Source organism: Methylobacterium planeticum, from assembly GCF_008806345.1.
Lineage (GTDB): Bacteria > Pseudomonadota > Alphaproteobacteria > Rhizobiales > Beijerinckiaceae > Methylobacterium > Methylobacterium planeticum.
On record NZ_VZZJ01000005.1, the window covers coordinates 282,219 to 299,232 of the forward strand.

Annotated in this window: 12 protein-coding genes; 7 read left to right on the plus strand and 5 right to left on the minus strand. The window is 71.6% G+C overall.

Annotated features, from left to right (window positions below):
* Positions 1 to 44 precede the first annotated feature (44 nt).
* Both F6X51_RS08745 and F6X51_RS08750 read left to right on the plus strand, forming a co-directional pair.
* Positions 45 to 3,149 (plus strand): efflux RND transporter permease subunit, encoded by a 3,105-nt coding sequence (locus F6X51_RS08745; RefSeq protein ID WP_150962833.1) that lies wholly within the window; start codon positions 45 to 47, stop codon positions 3,147 to 3,149.
* Between the two features lie 76 nt (positions 3,150 to 3,225).
* The gene (locus F6X51_RS08750) at positions 3,226 to 3,675 is read left to right on the plus strand and encodes a DUF2147 domain-containing protein (protein ID WP_191970044.1); all 450 of its coding nucleotides are present in this window, start codon (positions 3,226 to 3,228) and stop codon (positions 3,673 to 3,675) included.
* Here the strand turns inward: F6X51_RS08750 and sorB are convergent.
* The 5 genes from sorB to F6X51_RS08775 form a co-directional block, all read right to left on the minus strand.
* Positions 3,669 to 3,992, minus strand: coding sequence for a SorB family sulfite dehydrogenase c-type cytochrome subunit (gene sorB / locus F6X51_RS08755; protein WP_150962835.1), 324 nt, complete (start codon positions 3,990 to 3,992; stop codon positions 3,669 to 3,671). The two genes, F6X51_RS08750 and sorB, sit on opposite strands and share 7 nt — an antisense overlap.
* Before the next feature lie 11 nt (positions 3,993 to 4,003).
* On the minus strand, positions 4,004 to 5,215 hold the full coding sequence (gene sorA / locus F6X51_RS08760) for a SorA family sulfite dehydrogenase catalytic subunit (protein WP_150962836.1): 1,212 nt from the start codon (positions 5,213 to 5,215) through the stop codon (positions 4,004 to 4,006).
* A gap of 281 nt (positions 5,216 to 5,496) precedes the next feature.
* Positions 5,497 to 5,730 (minus strand): tautomerase family protein, encoded by a 234-nt coding sequence (locus F6X51_RS08765; protein WP_150962837.1) that lies wholly within the window; start codon positions 5,728 to 5,730, stop codon positions 5,497 to 5,499.
* 197 nt (positions 5,731 to 5,927) lie between these two features.
* The gene (locus F6X51_RS08770) at positions 5,928 to 7,313 is read right to left on the minus strand and encodes an oxidoreductase (RefSeq protein ID WP_150962838.1); all 1,386 of its coding nucleotides are present in this window, start codon (positions 7,311 to 7,313) and stop codon (positions 5,928 to 5,930) included.
* A gap of 84 nt (positions 7,314 to 7,397) precedes the next feature.
* Positions 7,398 to 10,568: an ATP-binding protein gene (locus F6X51_RS08775; protein ID WP_191970045.1), complete on the minus strand. Its 3,171-nt coding sequence runs from the start codon at positions 10,566 to 10,568 to the stop codon at positions 7,398 to 7,400.
* Positions 10,569 to 10,997: 429 nt separating this feature from the next.
* Between F6X51_RS08775 and F6X51_RS08780 the strand changes: the two genes are divergently transcribed.
* The 5 genes from F6X51_RS08780 (at position 10,998) to F6X51_RS08800 (ending at position 16,992) form a co-directional block, all read left to right on the plus strand.
* Positions 10,998 to 11,330 carry a hypothetical protein gene (locus tag F6X51_RS08780; RefSeq protein ID WP_150962840.1) on the plus strand — a complete coding sequence of 111 codons (333 nt, stop codon included), beginning with the start codon at positions 10,998 to 11,000 and terminating at the stop codon, positions 11,328 to 11,330.
* Between the two features lie 366 nt (positions 11,331 to 11,696).
* Positions 11,697 to 13,736 carry a peroxidase family protein gene (locus F6X51_RS08785; RefSeq protein ID WP_210250293.1) on the plus strand — a complete coding sequence of 680 codons (2,040 nt, stop codon included), beginning with the start codon at positions 11,697 to 11,699 and terminating at the stop codon, positions 13,734 to 13,736.
* On the plus strand, positions 13,721 to 14,143 hold the full coding sequence (locus F6X51_RS27780) for a hypothetical protein (RefSeq protein ID WP_191970047.1): 423 nt from the start codon (positions 13,721 to 13,723) through the stop codon (positions 14,141 to 14,143). The genes F6X51_RS08785 and F6X51_RS27780 overlap by 16 nt, the downstream gene beginning before the upstream one ends.
* Positions 14,144 to 14,220: 77 nt before the next feature.
* Positions 14,221 to 16,590, plus strand: a complete 2,370-nt coding sequence (locus tag F6X51_RS08795; RefSeq protein WP_150962841.1) for a hypothetical protein — start codon at positions 14,221 to 14,223, stop codon at positions 16,588 to 16,590.
* A gap of 102 nt (positions 16,591 to 16,692) precedes the next feature.
* Positions 16,693 to 16,992 (plus strand): hypothetical protein, encoded by a 300-nt coding sequence (locus tag F6X51_RS08800; RefSeq protein WP_150962842.1) that lies wholly within the window; start codon positions 16,693 to 16,695, stop codon positions 16,990 to 16,992.
* Positions 16,993 to 17,014: the final 22 nt, after the last annotated feature.

The following is a 17,014-nucleotide window of genomic DNA, read 5'->3' on the forward strand; positions in this document are numbered from 1 at the left end:
GCCGGCCGCGCCACCCTCCTGCGTCCCACCAGCGGGTTGCCCCGATGCGCCTGAACGTCTCCGCCTGGGCGATCCGCAAGCCGATCGCGCCCCTCGTCCTCTTCCTCGTGCTGATCGTGCTCGGCCTCGTCAGCTTCCGGGGGCTCGCGGTCACGCGCATGCCGAATGTCGACCTGCCGATCGTCTCGGTGGCGATCACGCAGTCCGGCGCCGCGCCCTCCGAGCTGCAGACGCAGGTGACGAAGTGGGTCGAGGATTCGATCGCGGGCGTCCGGGGCGTCAAGCACATCACCTCGTCGATCACCGAGGGCTCCTCCGTCACGACCGTGGAGTTCCAGCTCGAGGTGAATTCCGACCGGGCCGTGAACGACGTGAAGGACGCGGTCTCGAAGATCCGCATCAACCTGCCCCGCACCATCGACGAGCCCGTCATCAGCCGCGTCGAGATCGCGGGCCTGCCGATCCTCACCTACGGCGTGAAGGCGCCCGCGATGAGCCCGGCCGAGCTGTCGTGGTTCGTCGAGGACAAGGTCGCCCGCTCGCTCCAGGGCGTAAGGGGCGTCGGCGGCGTCGAGCGGGTCGGCGGCGTCGCCCGCGAGATGCGGGTCGTGCTCCAGCCCGACCGGCTGCTGGCGCTGGGCATCACGGCGGCGGACGTGAACCGGCAGCTGCGCCTCACCTCCGCCGACATGGCGGGCGGGCGCGGCGAGGTCGGCGGACGCGAGCAGTCGATCCGCGCGCTCGCCGCCTCCCGCACGGTGCGCGACCTCAAGGCCACCTCGATCGTGCTGCCGGGCGGGCGCAAGGTCCGCCTCGACGACCTCGCGACCGTGGAGGACGCCATCGAGGAGCCCCGCACCTTCGCGCGCTTCAACGGCGCGCCGGTCGTGGCCTTCACGGTCTCGCGCGGCTCGGGGGCGAGCGACGCCGAGGTCGCGGCCGGCGTCGAGAGGCGCGTCGCCGAGTTCCGCGAACGCGATCCCGACATCCAGTTCGAGCCGATCGATTCCTCGGTCTCGGCCACGATCGGCAGCTACGATTCCGCCATGCACACCCTGATCGAGGGGGCGCTCCTCGCGGTGCTGGTGGTGTTCCTGTTCCTGCGCGACTGGCGCGCCACGCTGATCGCCGCGGTCGCGCTGCCGCTCTCGGTCTTTCCGACCTTCTGGGCCATGGACGCCCTCGGCTTCACCCTCAACGGCATCAGCCTGCTCGCCATCACCCTGGTGACCGGCATCCTGGTCGACGACGCCATCGTGGAGATCGAGAACATCGTCCGGCACATGCGCCTCGGCAAGTCGCCCTACCGGGCGGCGATCGAGGGGGCCGACGAGATCGGGCTCGCGGTCATCGCCATCACGGCGACGCTCATCGCGGTGTTCGCGCCGGTCTCCTTCATGGGCGGCATCGCCGGGCGCTACTTCATCCAGTTCGGGCTGACCATCGCGGTCTCGGTGTTCATGTCGCTGCTCGTCGCGCGCCTGATCACCCCGATGCTCGCCGCCTACTTCCTGCGCGACCACGCCCACACCGAGGAGCGGGAGGGGCCGGTGATGCGCGCCTACGGCCGCCTCGTCGGCTGGTCGGTGCGGCACCGGGTGATCACCCTGGTGGTCGGCCTCGCCCTGTTTGCCGGATCGCTCGCCTCCACCGGCCTGCTGCCGTCCGGCTTCGTGCCGAAGCAGGACAACGCCCGCACCCTGTTCATGGTCGAGCTCGCCCCGGGCGCCAGGCTCGCCGACACCGTCGCGGTGTCCGACCGCGTCGTCGCGCGCATCCGCGCGCTGCCCGAGGTGACCTCGGTCTTCGTCGACGGCGGCCGGCAGGTCGGCGGCAAGAAGGAGACGCGGCTCGCGACCCTCACGGTCAACCTGACGCCGAAGAGCAGCCGCGCGAAGAAGCAGGCGGCGGTCGAGACCGAGATCGCGGGCCTCCTCGCCGAGGAGCCCGACATCCGCTCCTGGAGCCTGCGCGACAGCGGCCAGCGCGACCTCGCCCTCGTGGTCGGCGGCCCCGATGCGGAGGTGGTGGCGGAGGTCGCCGCGCGCCTGCAGCGCGACATGGCGGCGATCCCGCACCTCGTGGCGGTGATGTCGACGGCCCCCCTTAACCGGACCGAGGTGCGCATCCGCCCCAAGGAAGGCGTGGCCGCCGATCTCGGCGTCTCGACCGACGCCCTCGCCGAGACGGTGCGGGTCGCCACCCTCGGCGACATCGGCCTGAACCTCGCCAAGTTCAACGCGGCCGACCGCCAGATCCCGATCCGGGTGCAGCTGCCGGAGAGCGCCCGCGGCGCGGTCTCGCGGCTGGAGAACCTGAAGGTGCCGGCCAAGAACGGGTCCGCCGTGCCCCTCGCGGCGGTGGCCGATATCGAGCTCGACCAGGGCCCGGGCGCGATCGACCGCTACGACCGCGTCGTGCGCGTCGCCGTCGAGGCGAACATGGAGGGATCCGACGCCCTCGGGTCCCTGATCGCCCGGGCCCTGGAGACGCCGACCGCGAAGTCGCTGCCGCCGGGCGTGACGATCCGCCAGACGGGCGATGCCGAGATCATGGGGGAGGTCTTCTCGGGCTTCCTGATGGCGATGGGCGCCGGCATCATGATGGTCTACGCCGTGCTGGTGCTGCTGTTCGGCTCGTTCCTGCAGCCGCTGACCATCCTGTTCTCGCTGCCGCTCTCGATCGGGGGCGCGATCCTCGGCCTCCTCATCCTCAACATGCCGATCTCGATGCCGGTGGTGATCGGCATCCTGATGCTGATGGGGCTGGTGACCAAGAACGCCATCATGCTGGTCGACTTCGCCGTGGAGGAGATGGCGCGCGGCGTCGACCGGGTCACCGCCATCGTGGAGGCGGGCCGCAAGCGCGCCCGGCCGATCGTGATGACCACCATCGCGATGGCGGCCGGCATGGTGCCCTCCGCGATGGCGCTCGGTGTCGGCGGCGAGTTCCGGGCGCCGATGGCGGTGGCGGTGATCAGCGGCCTGATCGTCTCGACGCTGCTCTCGCTGGTCTTCGTGCCGGCGGTGTTCCTGGTGATGGACAGCCTGGGCAGCCTCCTCGGGCGCCTGCTCGGGCGCTGCGTCGGCGCCCGCGACGAGCCGGCCGAGGCGCTGCCGCCGCAGGCCGCCGCGAGTCCGGTCCCCTAGCGGCGGCCTGAAGGCTGCCGGTCACCCGTCCCAGTCCACAGGAAGGAGGCCGAATCACCCCGATCCTCGTCCGCTCGTGCTCGGCCGCCCTCGTCGGCCTCGCGGCCTTCGCGAGCCTGCGCCCGGGTGCGGACCGAGCTGTGCGGGCCTGAACGACGCCCGCCCCGATCCGGCCGGCCCCGCGCCTCTCTGCGGCTCCGTCGTCTGGGGCGGCAAGTCCCTCGACGAGGGCGGGAAGGCGCGCCGCGACACGGTCAATCCCGATCCGCGCAAGCAGGGCCGCCTGCCCCTCGGCCACCCGACGAGCCTCGGGCCGAGCCCGAATGCGGAGGGCCGCCACGAGGGCCGGATCTCCGACGGCGACAACGGCAAGTCCGACGACGTCACGATCTGGAGCGAGACGCCCTCCGCGCTGTCGGTGCGGGGCTGCAGGCTGGCGGTCCCGTGCGGCACGCGGACCTGGCCGCGGGTCGGCCGGTCCGTGGCTCGCGCGGGGGCACCGGGCCGGCGCCCTCCGGCTCAGTAGGTGTCGGCCAGGTAGGCCGCGATCGCCTTCGCGTCGGCCTCGGCGACCGGCGCGTGGTAGACCGTGACCATCTTGGTCACCTCGCTCTCCCAGAACGCCCTTCCTTTTCCCGGCGGCTGCATCGCGATGTAGTCCACCGAGTGGCAGACCTGGCAATTGGCCTGCGCCGCCTCGAAGCCGGGTTGCTGCGCCCGGTCCTTCGGGGGCCTGAGCTGCGCCGTCGGATCGGGCAGGTCGTAGGTCCGCGGTGCGGCGAGCGCCGCGCCGCCCGCCAGGGCTGAGGCCATCAGGGCGAGACCGAGCCGTCGCTGCGTCATCCTCGCCCCCCTCACGCGGCCTGCACCCGGGTGGTCTCGACGCCGTTGCGCAGGTAGCCGGCCGGATTCCACGAGGCCTCCATCGGCTGGCTCACGCCGTCATTGCCCGTCGCCCGGACCCGGATCGGGTGCGTCCCCGCGCCGAGACCGACCTCCAGGCTCCAGGGACGGAAGGAGTAGCGCCCGAGATCCGGTCCGAGCCGCGCCTCCGCCCAGGTCCGGCCGTCATCGAGGGAGACCGCGACGGACCCGATGCCCGAGCCGCCATCGAAGGCGATGCCCCGCAGGGTCGTGCGGCCGGCCTTGATGCGGGCGCCGTCGGCGAGGTTCGTCAGGAACGAGCGCACGGTGAAGCGGCCGATCGGCACCGTGGCCCTCGCGGCCTGCCCGGGCTCGGTGCAGGCGCAGGGATTGTCCGGGATGCGGTAGGCCTTCTGCATCCAGAAGCCGTCATAGGGCTTGTCGAGCACGCCGATGCTGTTGAGGTGCTTGACCCAGTAGGTGCCGTAATAGCCCGGCACCACGAGGCGCAGCGGATAGCCGTTGAGCCAGGGCAGGTCCTCGCCGTTCATGGCCCAGGCCAGCATCACCGCCCCGTCCCGGGCGTGATCGATGCCGAGGGCCTTGGCGAAGTCCGGCGTCTCCGGGAGAACCGGGCCGTCAAGGCCCTCGAAGACGACCTGCACGGCGCCGGGCTTCACGCCGGCCCGGTCGAGCACGGCCTTCAGGGGCACGCCGGTCCAGCGCGCGTTGCCCATCGCCCCGTTGGCGAGCTGGCCGCCGGCGACGCGCGGTTCGAAGAAGCCGCGCGAATTGCCCGAGCACTGGTTGACCGCAACGATCTCCGCGGCGGGCATGGCCTTGAGCTCGGCCAGCGAGAGGGAGATCGGGGTGTCGACGAGCCCCTTCACCGCCAGCCGAAAGGTCTCGGGGTCGATCGCGGTCGGGATGTCGGCGAGGTGGTAGCGCACGAAGAAGGCGTCGTTCGGGGTGATGACGCCCTCGTCGAAAACCGCGAACGGGGTCTCCAGCTGCGGCGGCCGGGCCGTCATCTGCAGGAGCGGCCGCTTGCCCGGATAGGCGACGAGCGGCCGCTCGCCGTTGCCGAAGGGCAGGGCGGCCGCCTCGCCGGCCAGGGCGCGCAGCGGCGAGAGGGCTCCTCCGCCCGCGCCCAGCAACGCGGCGAGCCCCGCGCGCCTGATGACGTCCCGCCGGTCGAGCATCCCGTCCCTCCCCGGCGACGACCGGGCCCGTGGGGTGGGCGCTCCGGCCATCGCTCGATCGTGCCCGGGAGGATCCGCGGCCCCTCCCGGGCCCCGCCTCTTAGCACATCGCCGCCGGGACGTACGGTCCCTGTCCGGGGATCGGGTGCGGGCCGGCCTCGCCGAGGGACGGCTGTGCGGGTGCCGGCCGAGCGGTGCGCGCCCCTCCCGGGCTACCGCCGCCACGATCCGGGCCGGCGCCGGCCCGCGTCAACCGTCGCCCTGCTGGTCGAAGCGCCGCGCTACCGCAGCGGGTCGTAGCCCGGCTTCTTGTAGAGCCGGTCCGCGCCGCCGACGATATCGGGCTTGTAGACCGTCTCCACCCAGTCCTTCGGATCCACGTCCTCGACCGTCACGGAGACGGCCTGCTCCCCGCAGCCCGTGCTCGCCATCACGGCCCGCGTCACCTCGTCGGCGATCCTGGCCTTCTGCGCCTCGGACTTGCCGGCGTAGAGTTTGACGATGACGTGGGGCATGCGGGTGCTCTCGGGGGGGGGACGAACCGGCCAATCCGCTCCGGTACTGCGCCTCGCTGACTTTCTCCAGCCCGTCGACGGGGCTGCCGTCGAGCGCTTCCCGGGCGCCGATGCGGCGCGTCGCCGTGGCGCAGGTCGCCCCGTGCCGGCGCGTCCCGCCCGGCGGCCCATGCCCTCGACCGGAGGTGACGGCCGGTTCAGCGCGAGGCCGCCTCCGCGGCGCCAGCTGGCGCGATCTGCGGCGGGGGGACCCGCACCGGCGTGTTGTAGGCCAGGATCTGCTGAACCATGCGGTCGAAATCCCCTCCGAAGCGCTCCGGCTCGTAGCATCCGAGGGGGCTCGTCGCCGAGCGCGCGCAGCATCGATTGCAGAAGGTGCAGGCCTCCTCCGGCTGCCCGGCACCGTCCCGGTATCGGCTGATCAGATCCGGCGTCGCGATGAGCGCCCGGGCCATCGAGACGAAATCGCAGGTGCTGAGACCCCGATCGATGTCCGACCGGCTCTGGTAGCCGCCATTCGTGATCACCGGCAGACCGACCTGCCTCCGGAACGCCTCCGCTTCCTCCAGGCTGACGCCGGCCTGCTCACGCCAGCCGATGGACAGGAGCGGCAGGGCGATCCGCTCGGGCACGAGATTGAGCAGGGTGGCGCGGGCGGCGGCCTTCCGGCTGAGATGCCGGGTGGCGTTGAAGAACAGCTTGATCTCCCGCAGGGGAAACGCCCCCGGATTGCCCTTTGGCCCCGGAAACCCCGTTCCGGTCACCACGTGCAGGACGTCGACGCCGAGCTGCTTCAGGCGGGCCCCGAAGCCCAGCGTGGTCGGCAGGTCGTTCCCGAAGAGGTGGTGACGCAGGGGGAACGTCCAGGGAAACCGCAGGATGAAGTTGGCGTAGGGCAGGTAGTTGAAGTCCCGCGCCGCGAGCCGGATGCCGAGCAGGAAATCGTCCCCGACCCCCTCCCGCACACGCGTGACGATCTCCTCGAGAAGCCGGAACCGGCCCTCGTCGGTGCCCCCCCATTCATCCTGCCTCCGGTTGAGCCCGGGGTTGAGGAACTGGTGGATGAGGTAGCCCTTCTCGGCCGTGATCTCGATGCCGTCGGCGCCGGCCTCGCGCGCGCGGCCGGCCGCCACCCGGAACTCCTCGATGACCGTGCGGATTTCCCGGGCGGACATCGCGACCCGGCGATTCGCGTAGCCGTACAGGAACTCGAACCCCGACGAGGACGACAGCGCATCCGCATCCTCCCCGAACAGGCTCAGCTGGGTCGCCGCACCCGGATCCCCGATCTGGATGATGTAGGGGCATCCGCGGGCCCTGATCTCGGCAACGTGGCGCTTCAGGGGTGGGACGAAGCGCTGCTCCGACAGGGACGGGTACTCGAACGGCGTCTGCCGCCTCCGGTTCGTGCTGAACGTCGTCGAGATGATCCCGCCGACGCCCCCATCCGCGAAGGTCTGCTCGAAATTGCTCCAGACATCCGTGACGGTCCCGTCATAGGCCGCCATCCGCCCGCCGACCGACGAGCGGAGGACGCGGTTGCGGAACGTGACGCCCTTGATCGTGCGCGGCTCGAAGATCATCGGCGCAACTCCGGGAGGGATTGCAGGTATTCGCTCGAAAATCTCTCCGTGAGCGACAGGCCTTCTGCCGGCGCGCCCACGAGCCTAACTGGAAATCTGGAAGCTTTCCCTGATCCGCCGAAATACGCGCACATCGTCATCGTGACGCGCGCACATCTGGCGGACGGATCGCTCGATCCGGCGCTGCAGGGCCAGGGCGCCTTGCGACCGTGCGACCGCGACGCCACGGGACAGGCTCCGGGACAGCGCCCGATGGTCGATGACCGGCCTTGCGAAGATCAGCTCGGCATTCAGCCGGTAGAGTTCCGCCTCCCAGTAGCGTTCCTGATTGCGCCGCGCCGCGGCGAGCGCCGTCGCGATCGCCCGGGAGCCCTGCTCGAGCTGGCCGCTGCGCAGGCAGCCCTCGGCCACGATCGACATGGACCAGGGCATGCCGAGCCCGCCCCTGCGGGACTGGAATTCCCGCAGGCCGGACAGCACGAGATGGATCCCGTGCTGATGGTCGCCCTGGTCGATCCGGTCCTCGCCCTCGAGGATGGTCGCGGGGGCGCTGAGATAGGAGATCGTGTGGTGCGCCACGAGTTCGCGCAATTCGCGTCGAAGCGTGCGCGCGACCTCCCGCTCGGCGAGCCACGTGTGCAGCACCGCCTTCCAGAACAGCGCCATGGCGAGCCCGAAGGGCTGCCCGAACTCCCGCGCGGAGCTCAGCGCGGCGTCGGAGCAGGTCTTCGCCTGCAGGGAATGTCCCTGGAGCCAGAGCCCCCAGCTGAGATGCAGGCCGGCATTGACGGCGGGATCGATCTGGAACGACAGCAGGCGCCGCCGCTGGTCGACCTCGTCGTACTCGAGCAGGGAGAGCTCGAGCTGCGTCTGGGATTCGATGAGCCGTCCGCGCCAGAGCGCGGTCTGGCCCGCGAACATGTGCCCGATGCAATGGGCGCTGCGCTCCCGCATGCGCTCGGCCAGGAGCTTGACCTCGTTGGCCTTCTGCGAGGCGCGATCGAGCTTCCCGCGACCGTAGTAGCACCCGAACAGGCCGCGGTAGGACACGAAGATCTGCTGCGCGTCGCCGCATTGCTCGGCCAGGATCCGGGCGCGCTTGAACGCCGTCTCGACCTCCGTGGAGGCGAAGCCTTCGACGGACCAGAGCGCGGTGCCGAGCAGGAGGTGGGCCGCGAGCTCGAGCCTCCGGTCGCGGGTGCGGGCCGGCTGCCGCTCGAGCAGGGCCAGCGCCTCCGAGGCATGCGCGATGACCTCGAAATTCGCCGCACGCTCCAGCGCGTGTCCGGCCGAGGCGATCCGGCACTTCACCGCCTCGTCGACGAGGCCGGCCTCGGCGTAGTGGTAGGCCGCGATCTCCGGCCCCGATTGCCCTCCGGACGCCTCGCCGCGCTGGATGATCGCGGCGATGCGGCGATGCAGCTCGATCCGGTCCTTCTTCAGGAGGCTGTCATAGGCGCCCTCCCGGACGAGGGCGTGGTGGAACGCGAAGCGCTCGGGAGTGAGCAGGGGCTTGATGATGCCGGCATGGCGAAGGAGCAGGATCGCGCGCCGGACCTGTCCCGGCGTCTCGGCGACGAGGCGCTGCAGGGTCTCCAGGTCGAACTCGTTGCCGATCACCGACGCGATCTGCGCGACCTTCTTGGCCGGGGAGGCCTGCCTGGCTGACCCGATCGCATCGGCCGACGCGATCGGATCGGCCGAGGAGATCTGGTCGAGGGTGATCAGGACGAGTTCCTGAACGCTCCGAGGCAGACGTGTGAGGGCCTGGGCCGAGTCCCCGCACCGCGGCTTGCCGTTCCGCCGCGCGCCGCCCTCCTGCTTCACCGCGAGGGCCACCTCCTCGATGAAGAGCGGCAGACCGCTCGCCCGGGCGCAGATCTCGCGGGCGAGGCTCGGCAAGGTCCGGCATTCGCCGAGCAGGACGCTCAGCATGTCGGCGGTCTCCGCGTTGCTCAGGCGGCTCAGGCGCAGGACCCGGTCGCGGATCGGCCCGCGCTCCTGCGGCGTCGAGGTCCGGCTCGTGACCAGGATGAGGGCCCGGCTGTCGGCGAGCGCCCGGCCGAGATCGTTCATGACCTGGAGCGAACTCGGGTCGATCCAGTGTTCGTCCTCCAGCACGATCAGCGTCGGTCCCTGCGCGGCGATGCCGGTCACGACGGCCATCAGGCGCTCGAGGATGGCGCGCCGGACGGATGCCGGGTCGCGGAACGGCGCCGCACTCGCGGGGGCGGAGTGGCCGCCCGCGGTCTCCTCCCCCGAGATCAGGGCGACGAGGGCCTGGGCGCGCTCGCGCGCGCTGGGGACGTGGGCCTGGGCGCGCTCGCGCGCGCTGGGGTCGAGGGCCTGGGCGCGCTCGCGCGCGCCGGGCAGGGCGTCCCCGTCCCGGCGCGCGAGGGTGCGCAGGAACTCCGTGAACGGATGGAACGCCGTGCTGGCGTGCCGGGCGTCGCAGCGCAGGTGGATCGTCCGCGGCGCGGGGATCAGCGATTCGCAGAAATGCCGCACGAGGCGGGATTTCCCGATGCCGGGCTCGCCGCACAGCACGACCTTCTGGCCCTCGCCCCGCAGGCTCCGGGCCCAGCATTCCGCGAGCGCGCGAAGCTCGGGCTCGCGCCCGATGAGCGGCGTCCGGCCCCTCGCCGTCGGCTCGGGGTTGCGGTGATCCTCCTTGAGGCGGACGGCCCGCCAGATCGGCCGCTTGTCGGAGACGCCCCGGATGAAGCGCTCCCCGCGATGCTCGGTCTCGATGGCCGCCCCCGCGAGGGAGCGCGTCGCCTCGGAGACGAGAATCTCGCCGGGGGCCGCCATCTTCTGCAGGCGCGCCGCGAGGTTGACCGGCTCCCCGACGAACCGGGGGGTGCCGGCATCGAGGAACACCGCCGTCACGCCGGTCGAGATGCCGGAATGAACCCGGACCTGCCCGGCATCGGGGAAGCGCAGCTTCTCGAAGCCTTCATGGATGGCGAGGGTGGCCATGACGGCACGCGCGGCCTCGTCCCCCCGGATGGCCGGGTACCCGAAGAAGGCCAGCACGCAATCCCCGTGGAAGCCCTCGAGGTAGCCGCCGAACCGCCGGAGCGCCTGCCGGCATTGCTCCTCGAAGGCGCCGATGACCTCGTTCAGGTCCTCCGGGTCGAGCGACGCCGACAGCTTCGTGAATCCGACGAGATCGCTGAAGACGATCGTGAGTTCGCGGCGCTCGCCTCGAAGGGAGATCCCCGGCTCGATCGTTCGGCGCCCTTGTCGTCCCAAGACAGTGACCCTTCGGTGATCCGCACCGCACGCACCCCGCATGCGCCGCGTCCGGAAGCGGGCTCGACAGAACAGAGCCCGCGCCGGGAACGTCCGGTGTGCGGCACAACATAGCGTTCAACAGCGCCACCAAGAAGCTCATTTGTCGGGAGTTGAACAGGCCTAATCCACCAAACTCCAACGCAGGCAGGCTTTAATCACCGTACGCTATCGGACGCGCGAAGAAATTTCCGCATGACGAACAAATGTACTTGTGACGAAGCCGATGCTTCGTGGCCTGCGTGGATTCGCAGGCGCCGAATACGAGCTCGAAACCTGCGCCTTGGTGCGTGAGGACGCGCAAGCGGCCCCGCCGCGGGGCGGGCCGAGGGTCCGGGGCCGCCGGCGCGAGTGTGATCCTCGTCACAGAACCCGTCCGCGTCCTCTGTGATGAAGGCCGATCTTCACCGTCACGAGGCGGTCGCCATGCGATTGGCCAGGGTGCCCTGTCACGACCTCGACGAGGTCGACCGCTACCACGACGAGGCGACGCGCCTGCTCCGCGAAGCCGAGATACGGCTCCTGCAGATCCATCGGGACGAGGCCTTCGAGAGCGTGCGGCAGACGACGGCGGATCTCGTCGCCGCGATGCAGCGGATCCACCGCATGATCGAGGCGCAGCGCGACGCGGCGGTCCGGGGTGCGGCGGTGATTCCGCGCGTGATCCCGGCATCGGGCAGGCGCCGTCGATGGCCGCTGCTGGCGTGGATTCGCGCGCGCTGAGAGCGCGGTCCGGCCGCTCGGCGCGTCGCGGGCAGGGGGCCCGGCGCCGCGGGGGCAGGTCGGCCATGATCGGGGGACCCGGCCCGGCAGGCCGAGGAAAAGCGGGATGCCCGCCGGACCGGCGTCGGCCCATCGGGATCGACGACGGCTTGTATCCTGCACGCACATGGCGAACTGTGATGTGGATCACAGAAGGCCGGCCGGAACCGCTCTACTCGCGGCGTCGAGAGGCAGGTCGGGTCGGCCGCCCGCGCCGGTCCCGACCGACGGTCGGAGACTTGGTGAAACCTCGTCCCCTGGCCGGAGACATGGCGCTGGCCTGGACCTGATCGTCGTCTCACCGATCCATGCGCGGAGGGCTCGATCGTGAAGCGTTCGCTCGACCTGACGGACGGCCCGGCCCCACCCTCCGGCTCCAGTCTCGTCCTCCCGTGTCCCGCCGACGCAAGCGAGCGCGCTCCGCGACCGGACGTGGCTCCGGCGCGCATCCCGGCCTCCGAGCGCCTCGTCGGATGGATGACCCTGAGCTTGAGCCGCATCCAGGCCTGGCACCGCTGGCCCTTCCTGATCGCGGTCCCGATGGTGGTCGGCCACCGCACGATCATGCGCCGGCTCAATCTCACGGACACCCAGACGGTGCCCCCGCCGACGGCGCTGCCGCCCGAGTTCGACATGCGCGGCGCCCGAACGGCGGATGGCAGCTTCAACGACCTCGGGACGCCCTGGATGGGCATGGCGGGGGCCCGCTTCGGCCGCAACATGCCGCTCGACCGGACGTTCGGGGAGACGCCGCCGACGCTGTTCGCGCCGAGCCCGCGCCTGATCAGCAACCGGCTGCTGGCGCGGGGCGACTTCGTGGAGGTCCCGCACCTGAACGTCCTCGCGGCGGCGTGGATCCAGTTCATGATCCACGACTGGCTGAGCCACGAATCGGGCGACCGCTGCGCCGCGCCGCACGAGATCCCGCTCCCGCAAGGGGACGATTGGCCGGAGGGGCGGATGACGGTCCTGCCGACGCGGCCGGACCGGCGCTCCGCGGCGGATGCGGGACGGCCCGCGGCCTATGCCAACACCGAGACCGGCTGGTGGGACGGCTCGCAGATCTACGGCTCCTCGCTCGAGCGGCAGCGTGCCGTGCGCACCGACCCGGCGACCGGCCGCGTCCTGTCCGACGGGAAGCTCGGCCTGACCGCGGACGGGCTGTTGCCGCTCGCGCACCGGACCGCCCGCGGCAAGGCGGATCGGAACCTCGAACTCGCGGGGGTGAACGGCAATTGGTGGATCGGCCTGTCCGTGATGCACACGCTGTTCGCGCGCGAGCACAACGCCATCGTCGACCACCTGCGGGACGCGTATCCGGATGCCTGCGGCGAGTGGCTGTTCCAGAAGGCGCGGCTCGTCAATGCCGCGCTCACGGCGAAGATCCACACGGTGGAGTGGACCCCGGCGCTGATGAACTCGCCGGAGGGCCGCATGGTGATGCGCGGCAATTTCTGGGGCCTCCTCGGCGAGCACTACGCCCGCGCCTTCGGGCGTGTCGGGACGGGCGAGATCCTCTCGGGGATCCCGGGCTCGCCGACGGAGCACCACGCGGCACCCTACGCGATGACGGAGGAGTTCGCCGCCGTCTACCGGATGCATTCCCTGATGCCGGATGTCTTCTCGTTCCGGCACCACGCCGACGATGCCGAGATCCTGCGGCGCGACCTCGCCAAGGTGGCGGGCGGCCAGGCCCGGGAGATCCACGAGCGCGTCGCCTTCGCGGACGTGGTGTACTCCCTCGCCACCAGCAAGCCGGGCGCCCTCGTGCTGCACAACTACCCGAACGGGCTGCGCCGGCTCGACCGGCTGGACGCGAACGGCGTCTATCTCGACATGGCGGCGGTCGACATCCTGCGCGACCGCGAGCGCGGGGTGCCGCGCTACTGCGCCTTCCGGCGGCACATCAACGCGCACGTGCCGAGGACCTTCGCCGAGCTCACCGACGACGTGACCTGGCAGAAGGAGCTCGACGAGGTCTATGGCGGCAATATCGAGGCGGTGGATCTCCTGGTCGGCACCCTGGCCGAGAGCCGGTCGGTCCGGTACGGCACGCCGCCGGCCTTCGGCTTCTCCGACACGGCCTTCCGCATCTTCATCCTGATGGCGTCCCGGCGCCTCAAGAGCGACCGCTTCTACACCGAGGATTTCCGGCCCGAGATCTACACGCCGGCCGGCTTCGCCTGGATCCAGGACAACGCGCTGCGCAGCGTCATGGAGCGGCACTGTCCGGCCTTGCGGCCTCACTTCGCGGACGCGCGCAACCTGTTCTTCCCCTGGGCGAAGGGGGCGGGGGCGGGAGAGGCCCGGACCGGGGCCGCGTCCGAGCGTTCGAGCCGCGGAGGCGCGCCGTGGACGAAGCCCTGAGCCTCGCCTGGACCGAGGCGGAGGCGCGATCCCGCGAGGCGGCCTTCCGGCGCCTGCTTCTCATCGCCCTGATGACCGAGGGTGCCTGGGGCTCGGTCGCCGTGACCGCCCCGGCCTGGATCGCCTCGCTCCTCGAGCTTGGGGGCGCTCCGGTCCTGGGGTGGGTCCGAGCCTGCGGCGGCCTGGTTCTCCTGGCGGTCTATCTCCAGATCCCGGGGCTGCTGGACCCCGTCAACCGCCGCCTGGGCAACATCCTGGGCATCGGCGGCCGGTTCGTCCTCGCGGCCTTCTGCCTGTGCCTGGGCGGCCGGTTCCTCTGGCTCGCGCCCCTCGAGGGCGGCCTCGGCCTGCTCCTCTCGATTCTCTATTTCGGACTCTTCCGGGCCGTGCTGATGAGCCGGCCGTGACCGCGGCGCAACCCGAGCGGAACGCTTGAGCGGCGCCGCCGCCCATCACAGGTCACCGTCACGCGCGAGGTGCTGAGATGCAGTCGGGGTGGTTCGTCGGGATCGGCGTCGCGCTCGCGCTGTCGGCCCTCTGGTGGTTCGCGTGGAGCCCGGTCCTGCGCTGGCTCCGGGTGCTGTGGGTCTGCCGCATCCCCGCGCTCAGCGCCGGGCTCGGCATCGCCCTGTTCTCGCTCGCCGAGCCGGCCCGCGATCTCTTCATGGAATCGCAGAGCTACACCGCGTACTGGACCGCCCTGTTCGGGCTGGCCCTGCTCTGGGCCGTGATCGTCCACTTCGCGGCACGAAAGGTCCTGGAGCAGCAGGCCTGGGGCGGGCGGGGCGCGGAGCTCCCCTTGAGCGCGGTTCGCCTGGCCGAGCTCCGCCACCGCTACGTCCTGCCGGCGACCTGGATCCCGCGCCTCCTCGGGCTGCTCTGCCTCGCGGCGCTCGGCATCGGGATCTGGGGGGCGCACCGCGACATCCAGCCGATCCGCGACGCCTTCGCGCTGCGCGATCCGATCGTCCTGCTCTGGCCGACGGCGGCGTGCGGCGCGCTCTATCTCGGCTACGTCATCCTCCGCCGCCGCTTCCTCGGCGGCGCGGCGGCGGCCGAGCCGCTCGGCACCTTCCTGCGCGACGCCCTGACCGGCCGCTCCACGACGCTGCTGACCGAGGCCGGGGCGTTCTGGTTCGCGGATCTCGCCACCGCGCGCGGGCGGGCGGCGCGGGACGCGAGCCGGCGCGGGCGCGTCCGCTGGGACGGCGTGGCCCTCGCCCTCCTGGTCGCGCAGGCGCTCGCCTGGATCGCCGCGCTCAGCGCTCCGCTGACGCTCGCCGAATGGGTGTCCCGGGCGCCGTTCGTGGTGCTGATGCTCGCGCTTCCGGTCTCGATCCTGTCCTTCCTCTCGGCCCTGTCGCACCAGTGGCGGGTCCCCGTCGTCGCGCTGCTCCTCGCCGGCCTGATCGGTGCGACCGGCCTGACGCAGCATTTTCACGACCTGCGCAGCGTGGCGGAGGCCACGAACCTGCGGCAGGCCGCGCTTCCCGAGGCCGTCGGCGCCTGGACGAAGGCGAATTGTCCGGCCGGCCCCGTGGCGGCGTGCGGCGCACATCCGGTGATCGTGGCCAGCGCCGGGGGCGCGAGCCGCGCGGCCTTCTTCACCGGAACGGTCGTCGGCGAACTCCTCGACACCGCCCCGGCCGCCTTCCGCCAGCGGCTCTTCGCCGTCTCGGGCGTCTCCGGCGGGGCGGTCGGCGCCGCGATGCTGCGCAGTCTCCTGGCCGATCACCCCGCTGCCGACGCTCCGCCCTGCGCCAGGCTCGACAACCGGTGGTTCGGACCCGCGGAGGATTACGGCAGCGGGCCGGGCAAGCGGGCGCTCACCTGGAAGACCTGCCTTCAGACCCTCGCCGCCGGCGACTTCCTGTCGCCGGCCTTCATCGGCCTCGCCTTCCGTGACCTGTTCGGCTTCCTCATCGCGCAGGACCGGGCCGTGTTGCTCGAGCAAGCCCTCGAGCGCCGCTACGCCCTGATCGCGCGGGACGAGGCCGTGCGGGAGGGCTCGGGCCTCACCCGGTTCGTCGGGCAGGACGCCCCCGCTCCCGGATCGGCCGTTGTCCCGAGGCTGCTTCTCAATACCACCTCGGTCCGGGAAGGCCGGCGGTCCATCATCACGGACCTGCAGCCCTTCCACTGCCGGGACGGCACCACGAGCCGGCTCTCCCCGGTGGCGTTCGACCTGTTCGAGACCGTGGCCGGCCGGAACGGCACCTGCGAGACCGGGCCGGTGGCGATAACCGGGGGCGTGCGCCTCTCCACCGCCGCCACCGCGAGCGCGCGCTTTCCCGTCATCTCACCCCAGGCGGGCATTCGCGATGCCGGCGGCTCCGCGCTGCGCGACCTCCTGGTCGATGGCGGCTATTTCGAGAATGACGGGCTGACCACCGCGCGCGAGCTGGCGCAGGCCCTGCAGGCGTTCGGCCTGGATCCGGTCATCCTTCACATCACCAACAACCCGGAGGAGGCCGTGCGCGGGGACGCTCCGAACGCCGCCCTCCCGGCCCCGCCGCGATCCTCCTGGCATGAGGGACTCACGGCTCCGGTCGCGGCGCTGGCCAGCACCCGGGACGGCCACGCCGCCGAGGCGGCCTATCGGGCGAGCCACGCCTTCCTGACGCTGACCTTCAAGGTCTACGACCGGGTCCCGCTGCTGGGGCCGCACGAGCCCTGCTCGTTGCGCGGCCCGGCCGGAACCGTGAGCCCATCGGCGGCGCCGATGAAGGACCTCTCCATGAGCTGGTGGCTGTCCGGCGCGGTCCAGGGCTATCTCGACCGGCAGCTCTGCCACCCCGAGAACATCGCCCGCTTCGAGGCCCTCACGGGCGTGCTCGACGCGGGGGGGCGGTGAGCCGGCCGGCGCCTGCGCAGTCTACGCGGACCAAATGGCCAAGCTGATCGAACCAATGCCGTCCCAGGGCGTTCCTAGCTGCCGATGAGGAGAACACGCGACATGAAGGCGCTTATTGCAGTGGCGGCCTTGGGCCTGGGGCTGATGGGCCCGGCCCTGGCCCAACCCTATGGCGGCCCGGAATACGGCTACCGGGACCGTGATTCCGGATACCGGGACCGCGATTCCGGATACCGGGATCGCGGCTATCGGGATCGGGACCGCGAGTTCGCGTTCGACGAGGGCGAGTACCTGCGCTGCAATCCCGACGTTCGCCGCGCGGTCAACCGCGGCCAGATGGAATCCGGCGCCGCGCATTACCGGGTGTTCGGGCGCCGTGAGGGCCGGCGGCTCAGCTGCTGAGGACGGAGGCACCGAGGGCGCT